The 16385-nt window shown below is 48.6% G+C and carries 18 protein-coding genes, 1 rRNA gene and 1 riboswitch; of the genes, 2 read left to right on the forward strand and 17 right to left on the reverse strand.

The window, feature by feature from the left end; translation table 11 throughout:
* Positions 1-55: 55 nt before the first annotated feature.
* The 5 genes from rsmA to OHJ21_RS32785 form a co-directional block, all read right to left on the reverse strand.
* The gene (rsmA, locus tag OHJ21_RS32765) at positions 56-940 is read right to left on the reverse strand and encodes a 16S rRNA (adenine(1518)-N(6)/adenine(1519)-N(6))-dimethyltransferase RsmA (RefSeq protein WP_326116292.1); all 885 of its coding nucleotides are present in this window, start codon (positions 938-940) and stop codon (positions 56-58) included.
* Positions 937-1488 (reverse strand): ribonuclease M5, encoded by a 552-nt coding sequence (gene rnmV / locus OHJ21_RS32770; protein ID WP_100541656.1) that lies wholly within the window; start codon positions 1486-1488, stop codon positions 937-939. The genes rsmA and rnmV overlap by 4 nt, the downstream gene beginning before the upstream one ends.
* Before the next feature lie 187 nt (positions 1489-1675).
* On the reverse strand, positions 1676-2863 hold the full coding sequence (locus tag OHJ21_RS32775; protein WP_326116291.1) for a resuscitation-promoting factor: 1188 nt from the start codon (positions 2861-2863) through the stop codon (positions 1676-1678).
* 270 nt (positions 2864-3133) lie between these two features.
* Positions 3134-3348: riboswitch (cyclic di-AMP (ydaO/yuaA leader) on the reverse strand.
* Between the two features lie 205 nt (positions 3349-3553).
* Positions 3554-4321, reverse strand: a complete 768-nt coding sequence (locus OHJ21_RS32780; protein WP_207797563.1) for a TatD family hydrolase — start codon at positions 4319-4321, stop codon at positions 3554-3556.
* A 92-nt stretch (positions 4322-4413) separates the two neighbouring features.
* Positions 4414-5703: an HD domain-containing protein gene (locus OHJ21_RS32785; protein WP_100541659.1), complete on the reverse strand. Its 1290-nt coding sequence runs from the start codon at positions 5701-5703 to the stop codon at positions 4414-4416.
* A gap of 323 nt (positions 5704-6026) precedes the next feature.
* On the opposite strand from OHJ21_RS32785, the gene OHJ21_RS32790 reads away from it, so the two are divergent.
* On the forward strand, positions 6027-6281 hold the full coding sequence (locus tag OHJ21_RS32790; protein WP_006207408.1) for an AbrB/MazE/SpoVT family DNA-binding domain-containing protein: 255 nt from the start codon (positions 6027-6029) through the stop codon (positions 6279-6281).
* 264 nt (positions 6282-6545) lie between these two features.
* Here OHJ21_RS32790 and rsmI read toward each other — a convergent pair whose 3' ends face one another.
* The 10 genes from rsmI to OHJ21_RS32840 form a co-directional block, all read right to left on the reverse strand.
* Positions 6546-7439 (reverse strand): 16S rRNA (cytidine(1402)-2'-O)-methyltransferase, encoded by an 894-nt coding sequence (rsmI, locus tag OHJ21_RS32795; protein WP_394059690.1) that lies wholly within the window; start codon positions 7437-7439, stop codon positions 6546-6548.
* Positions 7436-8203 carry a tRNA1(Val) (adenine(37)-N6)-methyltransferase gene (locus OHJ21_RS32800; protein ID WP_486022391.1) on the reverse strand — a complete coding sequence of 256 codons (768 nt, stop codon included), beginning with the start codon at positions 8201-8203 and terminating at the stop codon, positions 7436-7438. The genes rsmI and OHJ21_RS32800 overlap by 4 nt, the downstream gene beginning before the upstream one ends.
* 203 nt (positions 8204-8406) lie before the next feature.
* Positions 8407-8775, reverse strand: a complete 369-nt coding sequence (gene yabA, locus OHJ21_RS32805) for a DNA replication initiation control protein YabA (RefSeq protein ID WP_009591928.1) — start codon at positions 8773-8775, stop codon at positions 8407-8409.
* A 32-nt stretch (positions 8776-8807) separates the two neighbouring features.
* Positions 8808-9608: a PSP1 domain-containing protein gene (locus OHJ21_RS32810; RefSeq protein ID WP_071221096.1), complete on the reverse strand. Its 801-nt coding sequence runs from the start codon at positions 9606-9608 to the stop codon at positions 8808-8810.
* A 56-nt stretch (positions 9609-9664) separates the two neighbouring features.
* Positions 9665-10651, reverse strand: coding sequence for a DNA polymerase III subunit delta' (gene holB, locus OHJ21_RS32815; RefSeq protein ID WP_100541662.1), 987 nt, complete (start codon positions 10649-10651; stop codon positions 9665-9667).
* 83 nt (positions 10652-10734) lie between these two features.
* On the reverse strand, positions 10735-11178 hold the full coding sequence (locus OHJ21_RS32820; RefSeq protein WP_100541663.1) for a YaaR family protein: 444 nt from the start codon (positions 11176-11178) through the stop codon (positions 10735-10737).
* 337 nt (positions 11179-11515) lie between these two features.
* A complete protein-coding gene (locus OHJ21_RS32825) occupies positions 11516-11845 on the reverse strand; it encodes a cyclic-di-AMP receptor (RefSeq protein ID WP_006207400.1) in 330 nt (109 codons plus the stop codon).
* Positions 11846-11909: 64 nt separating this feature from the next.
* Positions 11910-12554: a dTMP kinase gene (tmk, locus tag OHJ21_RS32830; protein WP_326116286.1), complete on the reverse strand. Its 645-nt coding sequence runs from the start codon at positions 12552-12554 to the stop codon at positions 11910-11912.
* A gap of 89 nt (positions 12555-12643) precedes the next feature.
* A complete protein-coding gene (locus OHJ21_RS32835) occupies positions 12644-14311 on the reverse strand; it encodes an aminotransferase class I/II-fold pyridoxal phosphate-dependent enzyme (RefSeq protein WP_486022394.1) in 1668 nt (555 codons plus the stop codon).
* A 139-nt stretch (positions 14312-14450) separates the two neighbouring features.
* Complete coding sequence (locus OHJ21_RS32840) at positions 14451-14636, reverse strand: sigma factor G inhibitor Gin (RefSeq protein ID WP_071221101.1); 186 nt, start codon at positions 14634-14636, stop codon at positions 14451-14453.
* A gap of 232 nt (positions 14637-14868) precedes the next feature.
* Here OHJ21_RS32840 and OHJ21_RS32845 point away from each other — a divergent pair, with 232 nt between their 5' ends.
* Positions 14869-15390: a hypothetical protein gene (locus tag OHJ21_RS32845; RefSeq protein WP_100541666.1), complete on the forward strand. Its 522-nt coding sequence runs from the start codon at positions 14869-14871 to the stop codon at positions 15388-15390.
* Between the two features lie 95 nt (positions 15391-15485).
* Here the strand turns inward: OHJ21_RS32845 and OHJ21_RS32850 are convergent, their stop codons facing one another.
* Both OHJ21_RS32850 and rrf read right to left on the reverse strand, forming a co-directional pair.
* Entirely contained in the window at positions 15486-15923 is a 438-nt protein-coding gene (locus OHJ21_RS32850; protein ID WP_100541667.1) for a hypothetical protein, read from the reverse strand.
* Between the two features lie 346 nt (positions 15924-16269).
* Positions 16270-16385: ribosomal RNA gene (gene rrf, locus OHJ21_RS32855) — 5S ribosomal RNA — on the reverse strand.

Raw genomic sequence — 16385 nt, forward strand, 5'->3', positions numbered from 1 at the left:
ATCAATTTATCGCGTTGAGACCTTAACGGGTCTTATGGGCTCTCTAATGGCTGTATTAACGTATATCCGCATTGTACAATATGTTGCTAAGCCGGGCATACTCTTCAATACTCAGGGTCTCACCGCGCCGTGAGGGCTCGATGCCCGCTTGCTGGAGCAATTGTTCCAGCCGTTCACGGCCTTCTCCCGGAAAAAACCGGCTCTTCAGATTGTTGGCAATCGTCTTCCTCCGCTGTGCGAAAGAAGCCTGGACCACCTCGAAGAAGAACCCTTCGTCTTCTACGCTGACAGGAGGCTGTTCCCGGACCGCCAGGCGGATAACCGCCGATGCGACATTCGGCTGCGGGATAAACACCGTGTGCGGCACAATACAGACCAGCTTAGGTTCACTGTAATATTGAACGGCAATACTAAGGCTGCCGTAATCCTTGCTTCCCGGTGCCGCTGCCATCCGCTCTGCCACTTCTTTCTGAATCATCACCACGATATTCTCCAGCGGCAGCTTTTCCTCCAGCAGCTTCATGAGAATCGGCGTCGTAACATAATACGGCAGATTGGCAACCACACTTACCTTCGATACGTCCGCGAAATCCTGACGGAACAGCTCATGAAGATCGACCTTCAGTACATCCCCATGATGCACCTTCACATTCTCATAGGGCTCCAGGACCTCCCTCAGGATGGGAATCAGGCGCTGATCAATTTCGACCGCGGTGACGGTTCCTGCCGTCTGTGCCAGCTTCTCGGTTAATGCACCGATACCAGGACCGATCTCAAGAGCTCCCTTATCTTCATCCAGTCCTGCAGCTTCCACAATTTTATACAGAATATTCTGATCAATGAGAAAGTTTTGACCCAGACTCTTCTTGAAGGAGAATCCATGCCGTGAGATGATCTCCTTCGTCCGTCTTGGTGTTGATATATCCTCGATCCGATTCATTGGCTTACGCCCCCTTCTTCCAGTTGTGCAAGTGCGGCCAGAAATTCTTCACGCGATATTTGAAACATGGCCAATCGTTTATGGAATTGCTTGCTGTTGCAATATCCGATCCCCAGCAGATTTCCCATCGCCATACGTCTTGCCGCCGCCTCCGGGTGCGCTGATAATCCAGCCTCCAGCATGTCCTCCAAGCTGATCAGGCTCTCTCCACCCTCAAAGGAGGTATGAACCCGCTCGAGCGCACGCCGTATCGCCTCTGGCGAGGCATTCTCCACGCCGATATCCCCTTTGCGGGTAGCATCTGCTTCGGGAATAAAGGCATGCTTGCAGCCAGGCACCCCCTGATCCACGATTTTGCGGATCCGCTCCCCTGCATGGTCAGGATCTGTCAATATAATAACGCCTCTGCGCTCCTGGGCAAGCGCTATGCGTTTCAGGATTTGCTTGTTGATCGCTGAACCGCCCGTTTCGATCGTATCGGCATCTACGGCCCGTTTAATGGCAACGGTATCGTCTCTGCCTTCCACAACAATCACTTCTTTAATCATGCGTTCGTTCTCTTCCTTCCCAAGCAAAGCAGGCCTGTACAACTTTAAGGTTCAACCAACTTAGCCTTAAATACTCCGTTCTTAACAAAACAAAAGAAGAGGAAATATTCCCTCTTCTTGATCATCATATATTATAAGCTAAATAGTATAGCATTAGAATGGCAATGTAAATCTGGAATTCATGCGTTTAGTTCAACTCAGGCTTAACCGGACCGATCACGTAAACGGTGCGGCCGCTCTTCCGGCCGAAATTCATGGCCGATTTCAACGAATCGTAATAAACATCGATTTTGTTGCCTTTGATGGCACCGCCCGTATCTTCAGCACGACGGAAGCCAATGCCTTCGATATAGACCCACCATCCGATTGGGATGATGTTAGGGTCAACGGCGATGGTGCGCCCTTCAGTAACGCGTGTGCCGGATGCGGTGCGCGTACCGATTCCTTGCTGCTCGGCGGAATACGCCGTCATCGACACGTTGTTCAATACCTTCTTGTATTTAAAATCAACGCCTGCGCGGGAGACTACATTGTTCTCCACAGCCTTGGCGGTCGTTACTTTTTTCGTGCCCGACAATTTAGCCGGTGTAGCTTTTACATCGGTGGCTGCCGCCTGAACGATAACAGGCTTCTCCACTTTTTTCGTGCCTACGGCAATGATTTTATCCTTCGTTCTGCGCTCAATCTCTTGGGAGACCTTCGTCTTGGAAACCAGCTTGCCATTGTGGTAGACCTTCTCGTAATGGTTCACCATGAGACCAGGCTCGCCCCGCTGAATGACGCGGTTATCGCCCTTTTCAAGCGATGGGTCGGCTGTCTTGATCACGCGGAATTCGCGGTCTTCCGTCTCCTTGACTTTTTGTTTCGTGACGCGAACGACATGGATATTCATATTGCTGGTCAGCTTCGTGTCTTGCGACGGTTGTACTATATCTTCACCCTGGATCGTAACGCCAGCCTCTTTGAGTACATGATCAACCGTATCCTGGGATGTAAATATGGTTTTGGTTGTGCTGCCTACCGTAACTTTGACTGGAATTGCCCGTTCAATGATAATTCGGTCTCCGTCCTGGATCGCGCCGTTCAGAGGCATCGAAATCTGATCCTGGGGACTCAACGTGATCGCTTGCTCATCCAGCAATTCCTGCAGCAACGATCCACGTGTTTCCACCGTAGTGACCCGGCCGTCGACGACAAGCTGAACCTCCTTGCCTGCCTGATCATGTACAACCAACGATATGAGAAGTGATACCGTAACGGCACCCATGGCGCCGAGCAACATCAGTTGACGCAAATTGTCATGCTTCCATCTCAATGCGTAAGACATGCTGGATGATTGTGATTCATGGGTTTCTTCAGGTTGAAAAATGCCCACTATTCCATCCTCCTTCATAGTCCCGCCGTCTAGGTAAACGCATGAATGCATTTGACGTGACTATAGCAATTTTTCTCACAGGGCATCCTGCTATCTATCTACACCCTGCGTCAATTCCCGTCTTCCGTCCATCTGCCATCACCTCCTGTTTACCAAGAGTATGATGATCCCTTCTCCATTATTCAAAAATAAAAGAAAGCCATTGAAAGAGTACTAGAGGCTCTAACGTGGCTTCCTGATGAATGAAATCATGGAAATGGTATGCACGAGATTTCCCCTCTTATTTCGCTTACGGAGTTAGCTGTCGGGTTCGGACGTAAGAGAGACGCCCTATATCCGGATACCCGCTCATGGCGAGATCCTTCAAATTCACCCCAAAGACCCGAAAAAGAAATCAAATACAGCTTCGTGCATTCAGACCAGTATGCACTGCAGTATCGGTTCCCCCGTTCTCCAGAATTTCGGAGATTAAGCGAGACGGTTCATGAAATATTCGGCTGCGATCTGCACATCACAGCTTCTTATCACTGAAAAGATGATATCCTGTTTACATGCAGGTTGTAAAGCAACATTCAACCACATTTTCTCATGTAAAAGGTTAAAATATTGTAATATCAACGCCTTTTCTGATTAAAAAACTTTAATTAATCGCGATTGCTCTCTTTTTCATTGCTTTTGCTCTCGTTTTCGTTAAATGCCAAATCGTTCCAGTGCATTTTTGGTGGTAATTTGGGCCAATTCCTCATAGGACAACCCTCGAATTTCGGCTGCCGCCTCCGCCACCAATTTTACATATGCGGTCTCATTTCGTTTTCCGCGGAAGGGATGGGGTGTCAGGTAAGGCGCGTCCGTTTCGATCAATAATCGATCAAGCGGAACCTGTGCCAAAACCTCTTTGGGCTGCTTCGCATTCTTGAACGTAATCGGCCCGCCAAATGAGATATGGAATCCCATATCCAAGCACATTTTGGCCGTTTCCCAGCTTCCGGAGAAGGAATGCATGACACCGCCGACTTCGGAGGCTTTTTCCTCCCGCAAAATGTTAACGATATCTTCATGCGCATCCCGATTATGAATGACAATGGGCATGTTCAACTCCCGGGCAAGTCCGATCTGACGTCGAAGCACACGGTGCTGGACTTCTTTCGGGGATGTATCCCAATAATAATCCAAACCGATCTCGCCGATTGCCACCACTTTCTCATGACTGCATAAAGCAGCGATCCAATCGAGATCCTGATCCTCCATGGTAATCGCATCTACAGGATGCCAGCCCACCGCCGCGTAAATAAAATCATAAGTCTCTGCCAGCTTCATCGTGGTCGGGATCGTCTCCCGGTTAAATCCGATATTGATCATCCTGGTGACGCCGGCTTCAAGCGCCCGCTGGATAGCCGCTTCCCGGTCTTCGTCGAATTGGGGAGCGTCCATATGAGTGTGCGTGTCGAACAGCATAATAATCACACTCTCCTTCCTGTCGTTTCTGTGTCGTATATCTTCCATTAGTTGGTTAAATTACAAATGCACCAAGCGTTGTTATTCCCACTGGGTTAATGTTGTTGTTTGAAAACACCGGCTATCTTCTCCGGCATTTGAGCCAGCAGCGGACCCACCTTCTCCTCCGGATAATAAAGATGGTACCGTCCTTTATGAATGCCGCTGATCGAGCGTACAATATCGGATACCTCCGAGATTTCCTTCAGCTCATCATGCCGATCCAGAAGCAGAATCTGTTTCTCGTTAAGCGGCATATCGGAATGAACTTTATCATAAGGAAGATCGGTTGGAAAATCAATCTCCAGGTCATATTCCGGATGTAATCCCACGGTACGGAACGCTTGGCGTATCCCGTCGATGGTTTCCAGATCGATATTGTCGATTTCTACATATTTGTAGAGCTTTCGGTGCATGAAACGGCCGCATAATTCGCTAAGAAGCTTGTCTTCTTCCTCCGTCCATTGCAGAAAGGAGGTTTGAATCAGGGCTTCATCAAGACGCAGGTATTGATTCACGTCAATATGGCCTGCAAACAACGCAGGAAGCGGCTCTACCATGAACCGGAAAGCATACCCGCTGTCATGCAGTTCTTTTGCCCGGCGGAAGATTTGGCGCAGGATGATCTCGGAGCTTCGCGTGACGGGATGAAAATATACCTGCCAGTACATCTGATACCGTGACATCAGGTAATCCTCCACGGCGTGCATGCCTGATTCCTTTACAACGACCCGATCCCGGTATGGCCGCAGCATCCGCAAGATCCGGTCAATATCAATCGTTCCATAATTAACCCCCGTATAATACGCATCCCTTAGCAAATAATCCATCCGATCTGCATCCAGCGGACTAGTGACCAGGTTTATCACGATCGGTTTATCGTAGGTTTTGTTAATAACCGAAGCCACTTTCTCGGGGAAATCCGCTCCGAGCTCCCGCAGTACCTGATTGACGCAAGTATCCCCAAGCAGAATTCGGCATGTCCAATCCTCGTGATTCATATGAAAGGCTTCTTCTATAGAATGGGAAAAAGGTCCATGCCCCACATCATGCAGCAGGGCCGCGCAGAGCGCAACCTGCCTTTCCTCGACTGGCCAATCGGAGTATCCCCTTCGTTCAAATTGAGAGATGATTCTTCTCGTAATTTCATAGACTCCCAGTGAATGGGAGAATCGGCTGTGTTCAGCCCCGTGAAAGGTCAGAAATGAGGTCCCAAGCTGCCTCACCCGGCGGAGCCGCTGGAATTCCGGGGTATCAATTAATCGCCATATGATATCGTCTTGCACATGAATATAATTGTGGACGGGATCCTTAAACACTTTTTCTTCCGAAATTGGTGAATGCATTCCATCTCAACTCCTTATCGTTTCGATTTGGGTATTAACCGATAAACACTTCTTTTGACATCTAATGTCGAACCATGTCGAATAAGGTAAAATTACGCTTTCCAAATCGACAAATCGAAAATCACAGTAAAAATTGGATCGATTATGGTAATTACGTTGCTATACAAGGGTTCTGTTCACTATACTTTCGTAAATAGGTTCCGATTTTTCAAAAATATAGGTTGACTGTTTTGGGAATCGTTGGTACTATAAATAACATAAAAACTAGAACTATGTCGAATTATGACTTTTTTAAATTATGGCGAGAGGGGCATTTATAAGTTATGATGAAATCAACAGGAATTGTAAGGAAAGTCGATGAGCTTGGACGGGTCGTCATTCCGATCGAGTTACGCCGTACGCTTGGAATTGGTGAGAAAGATGCATTGGAGATTTATGTAGACGGCGAACGCATCATGCTTAAGAAATATGAGCCTGCCTGCATCTTCTGTGGTAACGCTGAGAATGTCACTTACTTCAAAGGTAAAATTGTTTGCCATGAATGTATCTCGGAAATCCCTACACCTGTGACAAATTAAGATTTTTAGTATATAATAGCATTATTACATTTTGTTAATTCTAACCTTTTTCATATCTCCTTGGTGCCTTCCTCGGCTATGAACCCGGCCGCAGGAGGGTCTTTTTTTTGAGATTAAAGTGTATAAGTTTACAGCGAAGCGTAAGCAATTCTTTAATCGCATTTATATGTTTTGGGGTCCCCGCAAAGTAATTGGAATACGCATCGAAGCATAGGCCCCACTTTGTGGGGCTATTTTGTTATCCCCCTGCGCCAAGTTATTTTATTACGACTCCGTCAGGAGCGCGTTATATATATCCCGCTTCGATACACCGCGATCACCCGCGGTTTTTTTCATGGCATCCTTGCGGCTTAGTCCTTCCCGCTCATAATGTTCCATATGCTCCTCCAGCGAAAGCTCCTGCCACCAGGCATTTTTCTCTCTAAGCTCCTCTTCTGCACTGCCGGCTTCAACCACCAAACAATATTCTCCCAATGGCGGATGCTCCGCGAGCCAGTCCAGACATTCGGAGATGCTTCCACGCAAGAATTCCTCATAGCGCTTGGTCAGTTCACGAGCCAAGGTCACCTTCCGATTTCCCAGTACCTCCTGAAGGATCTCCAGGGTCTTTTTCACGCGATGCGGAGATTCATAAAATAATAACGTTCCCTGCGCCGATTGCAATGCTTGCAGCTGCTGGATAATATCTTTACGCTCCCGCGGCAAAAAGCCGATAAACGTAAACCGTTCGGTCGGCAAACCCGACACGATTAAGGCGGAAAGGGCGGCATTGGCCCCCGGGATCGGAATAACCGAAATTCCTGCTTCAATCGCAAGTGAAACCAGATCACTGCCAGGGTCCGAAATCGCCGGCAGACCGGCGTCGCTGACGAGTGCCACATTTTTTCCTTCTATTATATAACGTATGATTTCGGGTCCGCTGGCCGCCTTATTATGCTCGTGATAACTAAACAGCGGTTTAGCCGGAATTTCGAAATGGGTCAGCAGCTTTCGTGACTGCCGTGTATCCTCTGCCGCGATAATATCGCATTCCTGTAGGATGCGCACGGCGCGATAGGTCATATCCTCCAAATTACCGATCGGCGTTGCCACCAAATACAGGGAACCCGGACTTCCCTCTCCCTGATCGGCATAACTTTGCTGCACAAGATTTCTCATTCTTTCGTCTCATCCTTATGTGTTCCGTAGTAAATTTCCATAAAATCCGGTCCGTAGTTTCCTTGCTCATCATACACGATTAGCGGGGGCTTCAGCCGAACCTCAGGCTTCCCGTCCCGAATCCCCTCGATAAGCACCATGTTCGCTTCCATATTCACGCGCGGATGGACAAATCGGATGACTTTGGGCTCAATCCGGTATTTGCTCATCAGCGTAATGATCTCCGCCAACCGTAGAGGCTTGTGGACCATGCTCATCTTCCCGCCTTGGCGAAGCAGCCTTGCACAGGATTCCATCACTTCCTCAAGCGTACAGTGAATTTCATGCCTGGCAATCGCCTGGTGCTCATTCAGCTTCAAATCGCTGCCATTCATCGGCATATAAGGCGGGTTGACCGTAATCAGGTCGTACGCTCCATACCCTTTTTTCTTGTACAGTTCCCGCAGATCTCCCTCATGGATCGTGATCTGATCCTGGAGATCATTCATCTCGACGCTCCGCCTGGCCATGTCCGCAAGTCTGGGCTGAATCTCAATCCCCTCGATCGGCGCGCCTGTACGAGTCGACAGCAGGATCGGAACAACCCCGTTCCCCGTGCACATATCCAAAATACGCCCCCTGCGCGGAATGCTGGCAAACCTGGCAAGCAGGACGGCGTCCATGGAAAAGCTGAATACCTCCTCACTCTGGATAATGCCAAGCTCATGGGTAAGCAGATCATCAATTCGCTCGGATGGTTGCAATAACACTTCTTTCAAGTTCATAGTTTCAACCCTTTATCTCCATAATTCCAAACACGCGCTTCTGGTGTATCGGCTCTCTACATAGTACCCGATAAAATGAATACACAAAAGGCTGCTCTTCACATTGCATGACAAGCAGCCGTATGGTATTTTTCAATCGCGATCCTTACAGTATAACCTTTCCATTCTAGAAAAAAACCGTAGGCAGTTTCTCCTACGGCTTCTTATTTATTCAAAAATGACAAGCAGAACAGGCAATCCCCTTCCGTCCGCAGATGTCCATAATAGACATTGCAGATGTGGAAGCCTTCATGATACAGTCGAGCCAGGTTGTCATACCCCTCGCCGACCACATCTTCATGTTCCTCATCCTTCACATGAGGCTGAGGTTGTAAAGCCACTGGGTTTTCCAATTCTGCCGGATTGACTTCCCGCTTTAAAATTTTCCGGAGCTGTTCATTTTCAAGACTGAGGCGATGGTTCTCTTCCAGCAGTTCCTTGATGACCAGCTTAAGTCCACCCAGTTCACTGTGTATATGTCCCATCTGTGTTTCCAACTCTTGAATGAGCACAAAAATGTTTTTCTTCTCCAAGTCTACACCCCGAAAATAAACATTCTATTGGACTATTTGATGACAACGTCATCCATTGGAAGTTCTTTCACCTTTCCAATTTCAAACAGCTGAACATGAACCGTCCGCTTATCCGCATTCAGTCCGACTACTTTGCCTTCTCCAAGCGAAGTGACGACCATTTTCCCAGCGGATGGAAGCTCTTCTTTCACGCTTTCATAATTATCATGCTCAAACTTCAGGCAGCACATCAATCTTCCGCATAGCCCGGAAATTTTGGTCGGATTGAGCGATAGGCTTTGATCCTTTGCCATCTTGATCGATACCGGCTCAAAATCACCAAGCCATGAGGAACAGCACAGTACGCGTCCGCAAGGTCCAAGACCGCCGAGCATTTTCGCTTCATCGCGAACTCCAATCTGGCGAAGTTCGATTCTTGTACGGAATATACTGGCCAGATCCTTGACCAGCTCACGGAAATCCACACGGCCTTCCGCCGTGAAGTAGAAAATGATTTTGTTGCGGTCAAAGGTAAATTCCACATCAACCAGCTTCATTTTCAGTTCGTGATCCCGAATTTTATTTAAACAGGTGGTGAATGCATCCTTTGCCGCTTGTTTATTCTCTTCAACCACACGGGCATCAGAATCACCAGCGATCCGAATGACCTTCTTAAGCGGAAGGACAACGTCTGATTCACCGACCTCCTTCTTTCCTATCACAACTTGACCATACTCAATGCCTCTCGCGGTTTCCACAATGACGGATTGTTCCTTCTCCACGGGCAGGTCGAGCGGATCAAAGTAATATATTTTGCCCGCTTTCTTAAAGCGGACACCTACTACACTGTACAAAAATAAACCCCCTTGTGCCTGTACATAATGGCCATTCTGCGGGCCTGGGGGTGTGCTCACGCCGGAGTGTTACCGCCCAAACCCATCAATAACTGCTCTAAACTGAGCTGTCCATTGACATTATAGCGTAACTTCTTCTGACACTCTGCGGCCAAATCCATGTATGACACCCACTGTGCTGTGCTGCGGGTTGATGCATGACCAGAGATATACTCTGCCTGATCTATGAAAACGAGAGACTCTTTCCTTCCATACTGGACATGGATCATGTCCTTAAACCATAAATGAAACATACTGAACAATAGGTCCAGATGATCTGAGAGCTCGGTTTTGAACACTTTTTGACTCGCTGTGATGATCGCAGAGCCACTGCGGTTCAAAGACTCCTTCCCTAATTGTAACACTACGTTTCTAATTTCTGCAAACCAATTCTCACTCAATATTTTCCTGCACTCATCAAGTCCTGACGAAAGATGAACTGCGCAGCGTACAAGTGCGGCAGGATAACCCTCCCCTACAAGAACCTTCTCCATCATCTGCGGATCTAAAGCCCGAAATGGAACCTGCTGGGATCTCGATTGAATGGTGGGCAGAAGGGCTTGTCCGTTCTCGGCAATCAGAATAGCTACAGCCGGTGCTTGCGGTTCCTCCAGAAATTTTAGCAGGCTGTTGGCTGCCTGGGTGGTCATCTTCTCCGCCCGGTCAATGATATAAACCTTAGGATTGCGGTTCTCCGATCGATAGGAGAATATACGCTGAAGATCACGAATCTGATCGATCTTAATGCTGGCTCCATCAGGCTCAACCAACGTAAGGTCGGGATGGTTGCCATGATCTACCTTGCGGCATTCCAAACACTGACCGCAGGCATCGTCCTCAAGTTCCGTACAAAACAAAGCCTTGGCAAACGTAAGCGCCGTCTGCATCTGTCCGGCACCACTCGGGCCGCTAAACAGATAGGCATGACTGACCGCATTACGGCGCAAGGCATTTTGCAGCAGTTGCTTCGCAGTCTCTTGACCTACGATATCATTAAAAGACATAAGTCCTCACTTTCTATCAATCCCTCATGACCCTCCATTACGAAGCAATCATGAATCACGATACGATCCCTTGCTTCTTGCGGCTAGAATACAAGATTGATCAGCATGCCGCGAATTTCACCAACTCGGTTCAGCAGATCGATTCTCCCCTGCTCCGTATCCAGCAGTTCATCCGCCATCGCGAGCAGCGCAGAATCGACTTCATCGATTACATTATAACGCTTGCCGCGTCCCCGGCGGTCCCAGCCGCGCGTTTCCTTCATTTTCACACCGCGGCGTACCGTCTCCTCCAGGAATCGGCGAACCATCAATTTATACGCTTTTAGCTCGCGAACGGTCATCGCCTTTGCCAAACGATCCCCTTGCATTGCAATTTCACGCATTTGACGACTCAGCTCTTCATGGGTTGCACGATCTCCCTGCTGCTGCATCATATCCGAGAACGATCGCTTCTGAATCGGTCTGGCGTTGCCATCCGGCACCGTGAGTTCACTTTTCATGGGCCGAAAGCCCGGATTGATCTTCACCTGAATCCACCGCCTATTGCGTTATTCTTTGCATCTAATAAAACGGAGGCATCCGGTACGTTCATATCGAACAAACCTGTGCCTCACGTGAACGTACCTTGAAATGGACTACTTGTCAAGCGATTCACTGACAATTATCAATAAATGGGACGATTATCCGGAATCCATCCAATTCATCCATCTATTAAGATCATCTCCCGAGTGCGGCGATCTACGGTAACTATTTTTATTATGATACAGAAGTGGTTCAGAAGACTTTGGTTATAGGAGAACACAGCCGTCAAATATCCCAATAAAAACATCCGTTACGTATCTATCGCAGATCCAGAAAATGAATTTAGAAATGCTCGAATCGTTCTACAGGGAGAACAAACACCGTTGCGCCACCAACCTGAACTTCGACAGGAAGCGGCAAGTAGGAATCGGTTGTACCACTCATAGGGGTTACCGGAGTGACCAGCTGTTCACGAACCTTACAGCTTGTGCGAATGACGCTGAGCACACTTTCAACCTGTGAATCGTCTACCCCGATCATAAAGGTGGTGTTCCCCGCCTTCAGGAAGCCGCCTGTACTTGCAAGCTTTGTTGCCCGAAAATTAGCTTTGACCAATGCGGCGGAGAGACGGTTGCTATCTTTATCCTGGACAATCGCAACAATCAATTTCATGGTAAACCCTCCTTGTTTATTTGGACATCGTATGTCCTTAACACTACTTATTTGACAAACAACCTCAAAAATCCTTTAATATCGCGTCTTCCAAGTGACGAATCATTTCTCTTTCCACCTGAGCCGGCGTCTTGGAAGCATCCACGATGCGAATTCGATCCGGATTACGCTCTGCTACCAATAGATAGCCTTCCCTAACTTTCTCATGAAATGCCATGGTCTCCATATCCAGCCGATTCATTTCCCGGTTTGCATTCGCCGTGATCCGTGACATGCCAATCTTCGGCTCCACATCAAACAACAGCGTTAGATCCGGCATGCGGGTATCGATCGCAAATTGATTGATGTCCCATACCTCCTCCATGCCCAGTCCGCGTGCATATCCCTGGTAAACCAGACTACTGTCCACGAATCGGTCACACAGAACAGTCAAGCCCTGACTCAAAGCCGGCTCCACCTTCTCCACAAGATGCTGGCGGCGGGCTGCCGCATACAACAATGCTTCTGTCCGTGCATCCATCGCGGTATGCTCCGGATCGAGAATAATGGAGCGGATCTTCTCCGCAATCTCAATACCGCCGGGTTCGCGTGTGATCAGATACGGGATCGAATGATTCTGCATAAAGGCGGCGAGTCTGCCCATCATGGTCGTTTTACCGGATCCGTCTCCTCCTTCGATGGTAATAAATAGTGGTCTGCGATTATTCATAGCGTATCCTGCTTTCATCATTTGTTGATCATGGAGCTCAAAGTTATACGCTCCGGTAGATATACCAACGTATAGTGGAGTCCCTTCCTTCACGTTTCCTTATAAACGACAATGGTTTGCAGCGTCGGATCGGATATCCCCTGGCATTTTGCCCCCGCATTCCTTAATCCCATAAGCCTCTGTTCCATTCCCGCTGAGATGTCTTCACCGGAGTATAAGATCGGTATACCTGGTGGATAGGGAATAACCATCTCTGCTGCCTTTCGACCAGCACTCTTCTCTAAGGGCACCGATTCCAACCTCTCCCTCTCAATCGGCCTAAGTGAGAAAGGAATTAGGGCCGAATAAGGAATCTCCGAGGACAAATTGTTCCACGTGGAAACATCGAAAATCCGTTTTGCTTCAGTTAACAAGTTAGCACCGACATCCGAATCATTGGAATCCATATTCCCGTGGGCCATTAGCGGCTCATAACTCGTGAAATCCCCCTGATCCCGAAATGTCCGGATCAGGAATTCCGTGCTCTCTGCCGTAGTGCCTGGTTCGGTTCCGATCCCTTCTGTCTTCTCCCCCTGCTCTACAATATGCACAAGAGCCCATAAGACGTGATTCGCATCTTCCCGAGTCGATCCCAGCGTAAACAATAAGACGACGTGCAGCTCGTCGCTCATCTCCGGCACACAGCCGCGCGCCTCTAGTGCGCGCTGGAGTGCATACCCGCTCAGGGACCCGGTGCGGTCATAAATGACCGCCTTGAACGGGTCCTGGTGGGTATACGCCGCAGTGGCTGTGCCCGCGGCGCGTTCCCCGGGCTGCGGCGGCTGCAGCAGCCCGAAGCGCGGCAGCTTCGCGAGGCCGCGCCGGAAGGCCTCCACGGCGGCCAGGCCAGCCGTGAAGGCGCCAGCGCCCTGCGTGTGCAGCAGGCGCCGCGCCAGATCCAGCGAAGCCATGAGCGGGTACGAGGGGCTGGAGCTCTGCACCATGGCCAGCCGCTGGCGCAGCAGGCTCCGGTCGAGCAGCCCGCCCTGTACATGCAGCATGGCTCCCATCGTCATCGCGGCTAACATCTTGTGCGTGGATTGGACCACGCCGTCCGCGCCGCATGACAAAGCATTCATCGGCAGCTGGGAATGCTGTCCGTAATGAGCTCCATGCGCTTCATCCACGAGCAGTGGAATGCCTCGCTCATGGCAAGCATCCGTGAGCGGTCTTAAGTCGCTCCCCATCCCGTAGTAGTTCGGCATCGTAATGATCGCGCCCCGGGCCTCAGGGTAGGCCTCAAGAGCCGCTGCCAGTGTAGCTGCGGATGGAGCAACGGCTAAACCGCTCTGCTTGTCCATCTCCGGCTGAAGAAATACCGCCTGTGCACCGGCCAGCATCAATCCGTTCAAGACGGACTTATGTACGTTCCGCTGAACGAGCAGAATATCCCCCGGTTCGCGGCATACTGTCAGGATCAGCGCCAGATTGCCGGCCGTACTCCCGCCCACCAGGAAGAAGCTTTCCTCTGCGCCAAAACAATCTGCCGCCAGCTCCTGTGCTTCCTGAATAACGCCTTCAGGATGAAATAAATCATCGGTCCCTGTAATTTCCGTCACATCAATGCGCATGGCCTCTCGCAGCATCTCCGTAGCATTACCTTCTCCCGCATATGCCCTGCCATTTTTATGACCAGGTACGTGAAACGATGAAGCCCCACGTTCCCGATACCCCATTAAAGCCTCTGCAAGTGGGGCACGCTCTCTATGTGTAGTCATCGACATATCCCTTCGGATTACATTCTCTAACCTATTTTAACGCAATTTGAAACCTACGCCTACGTCTCCATGAACGGAAAATCCCCTCTAAACAAAAAAAGGCCTCTCATTCAGGCCCATTTGACGCGTGTACCGGCATCTATGCATTTTTTGGCATGGCAATCTGTTTTAATTGACGGATGAAAAAATGATATTTGGCATCTTCCGCGCTGGTATGAACGATTTCGGATTCACATTCCTCGCATACGAATTGCGATACAATGGTAATCCCCTCTGTCTTCGTTTGATTGCATATGATACACACGTGTTCGGTCAATTCTTCCATAACCATCCCACCTTGATCCTTTTCCTATTAGTATGACACAGTTTCTATTATTTTAAACCTTTTCATAGGATATCGGTCTACGCTTTATTTATATGTACCCCTTGGTGGCCTTGTGTCTGTACCTTTTTTTTCAGCTTAATAAAAATATGATTTTGTCCGATAAAAACATAAAAGACTTAAACTTCTCGTCTATCGAAATTCACTTCTACTTAAAGGGGGACGGCATAGCCCAATGGCAGATCCACATGGTCAAGCCACCTTTTATCACTATCGATTAATTAAGAAAATCCAAATTTCCAAAAGCTTGCTCATCCTCTACTTGAGTCTGCCTTGGCTTGCTGCGGCTGCAGGGACATTTTGGGTATCACCGTATTTCCTGCTTTATCTGCTAATCGCCTTTCCGCTTATGTTATGGATCCAGTATGTCGTTGGGCATACCGTGCTCATCCTATTGGGAACAAGCTACCGGAAACGTTGGCGCTTCCGTCTGAGGTTGCCTTGGCTTGGTTATATACCGGATCAACACGTCAGCCGTCGCGTATTTAATTTGGTGCAGTTCTATACCTGTTGGGTAGGGATTGTCTTAAGCGCTATCATGGCCTTCTGGTCACCGCTGCCTTTTGCGATCACACTTCTGTTCTGGCATCTGTGGTTCCTTCTCCCACGCGGCTATACCATGCTGCGTTTGAGCGGCCAGCGTAAAGATGGCATGTTGAAAATGAATGAACAGGACATCTCCTACTACCTGCAATAATATTAGAATTCTGCGTCCATCACTACATAGCATTATAAATCCTTTTTCGTTTCATAATTAAATAAAGACCTCATTCCGAAGTCGGAAAGAGGTCTTTATTCATTTGCTTTATTGCTTTCCAATCCTTGTATGACTTGTTTTTTAAGCTGAGTCGGAACCGTGATTATAAGGAAATCGTCATGCACCGATAGGTGGACGATACTTTTGCCTTTTTCAAATACTAACGAAGCACCGTTATCTTCAACTTCCTTCTGCTTCCATCCCCATGACTCAATCTCTTCCAGGTAAGCTTCAGGAATGCTGTCGTCTTCCTTCAAGCCAGGAAGCGCATACCGTACATAATCCAAGTCACTATTACCTGTGGTTTGCTCCGTTTTATTCGCTTCCTTCGGAACCGGGAATGACTTCACATTCGCCGCGCCGTCAAAGGTTTTCCAGCTTGGTTCTGTGGATGCCCCACATCCGGATCCGATCAACAATATCGTAACCGCACAGATCATCCCTGCCACATGCAAACCACTTTTACACAACATATAATTGTCCTCCTTCCCCCACAATAACCGGTCTCCAGATGAGTATTCATAGTTGGTTGGTTAATGGAGAACCTTCCAATCAGGCCTTATTTCCTACAGCCTGCGCAAATCGGTAATCACTTACCCGTTTATGCCTAATTCTATTATACTGATTTTTGGCATGGTATCGGTAACAAAATCTTCATCTGTTTACGTCAATTTTATGATTATGTTATATAACAGAGATGCTGCTGACAACACGCTGCAGCAAATATCATTAGTCGGACAATCTCTAACTCTACATTTCATCTAAACTTCAATAAAAACAAATAAAAACCACCATCGATTACATCGACAGTGGTTTTTCGCTTGGCGACGTCCTACTCTCCCGGGACCCTTCGGTCCAAGTACCATCGGCGCTGGAAGGCTTAACGGTCGTGTTCGGTATGGGTACGCGTGGAACCCTTCCGCCATCGCCACCAA

The organism is Virgibacillus sp. LDC1 (genome assembly GCF_025792345.1).
GTDB lineage: Bacteria > Bacillota > Bacilli > Paenibacillales > Paenibacillaceae > Paenibacillus_AQ > Paenibacillus_AQ lautus.

Excerpts from the sequence above, each read along its gene's own strand:
- tmk (WP_326116286.1), bottom strand. The coding sequence starts at position 12,554 with ATGAATAATCGCAGACCACTATTTATTACCATCGAAGGAGGAGACGGA.
- holB (WP_100541662.1), bottom strand. The coding sequence starts at position 10,651 with ATGTCTTTTAATGATATCGTAGGTCAAGAGACTGCGAAGCAACTGCTG.
- OHJ21_RS32835 (WP_486022394.1), bottom strand. The coding sequence starts at position 14,311 with ATGACTACACATAGAGAGCGTGCCCCACTTGCAGAGGCTTTAATGGGG.
- rsmI (WP_394059690.1), bottom strand. The coding sequence starts at position 7,439 with ATGAGAAATCTTGTGCAGCAAAGTTATGCCGATCAGGGAGAGGGAAGT.
- OHJ21_RS32845 (WP_100541666.1), top strand. The coding sequence starts at position 14,869 with ATGGCAGATCCACATGGTCAAGCCACCTTTTATCACTATCGATTAATT.
- OHJ21_RS32785 (WP_100541659.1), bottom strand. The coding sequence starts at position 5,703 with ATGCATTCACCAATTTCGGAAGAAAAAGTGTTTAAGGATCCCGTCCAC.
- OHJ21_RS32840 (WP_071221101.1), bottom strand. The coding sequence starts at position 14,636 with ATGGAAGAATTGACCGAACACGTGTGTATCATATGCAATCAAACGAAG.
- rnmV (WP_100541656.1), bottom strand. The coding sequence starts at position 1,488 with ATGATTAAAGAAGTGATTGTTGTGGAAGGCAGAGACGATACCGTTGCC.
- OHJ21_RS32850 (WP_100541667.1), bottom strand. The coding sequence starts at position 15,923 with ATGTTGTGTAAAAGTGGTTTGCATGTGGCAGGGATGATCTGTGCGGTT.
- OHJ21_RS32790 (WP_006207408.1), top strand. The coding sequence starts at position 6,027 with ATGATGAAATCAACAGGAATTGTAAGGAAAGTCGATGAGCTTGGACGG.
- OHJ21_RS32800 (WP_486022391.1), bottom strand. The coding sequence starts at position 8,203 with ATGAACTTGAAAGAAGTGTTATTGCAACCATCCGAGCGAATTGATGAT.
- OHJ21_RS32825 (WP_006207400.1), bottom strand. The coding sequence starts at position 11,845 with ATGAAATTGATTGTTGCGATTGTCCAGGATAAAGATAGCAACCGTCTC.
- rsmA (WP_326116292.1), bottom strand. The coding sequence starts at position 940 with ATGAATCGGATCGAGGATATATCAACACCAAGACGGACGAAGGAGATC.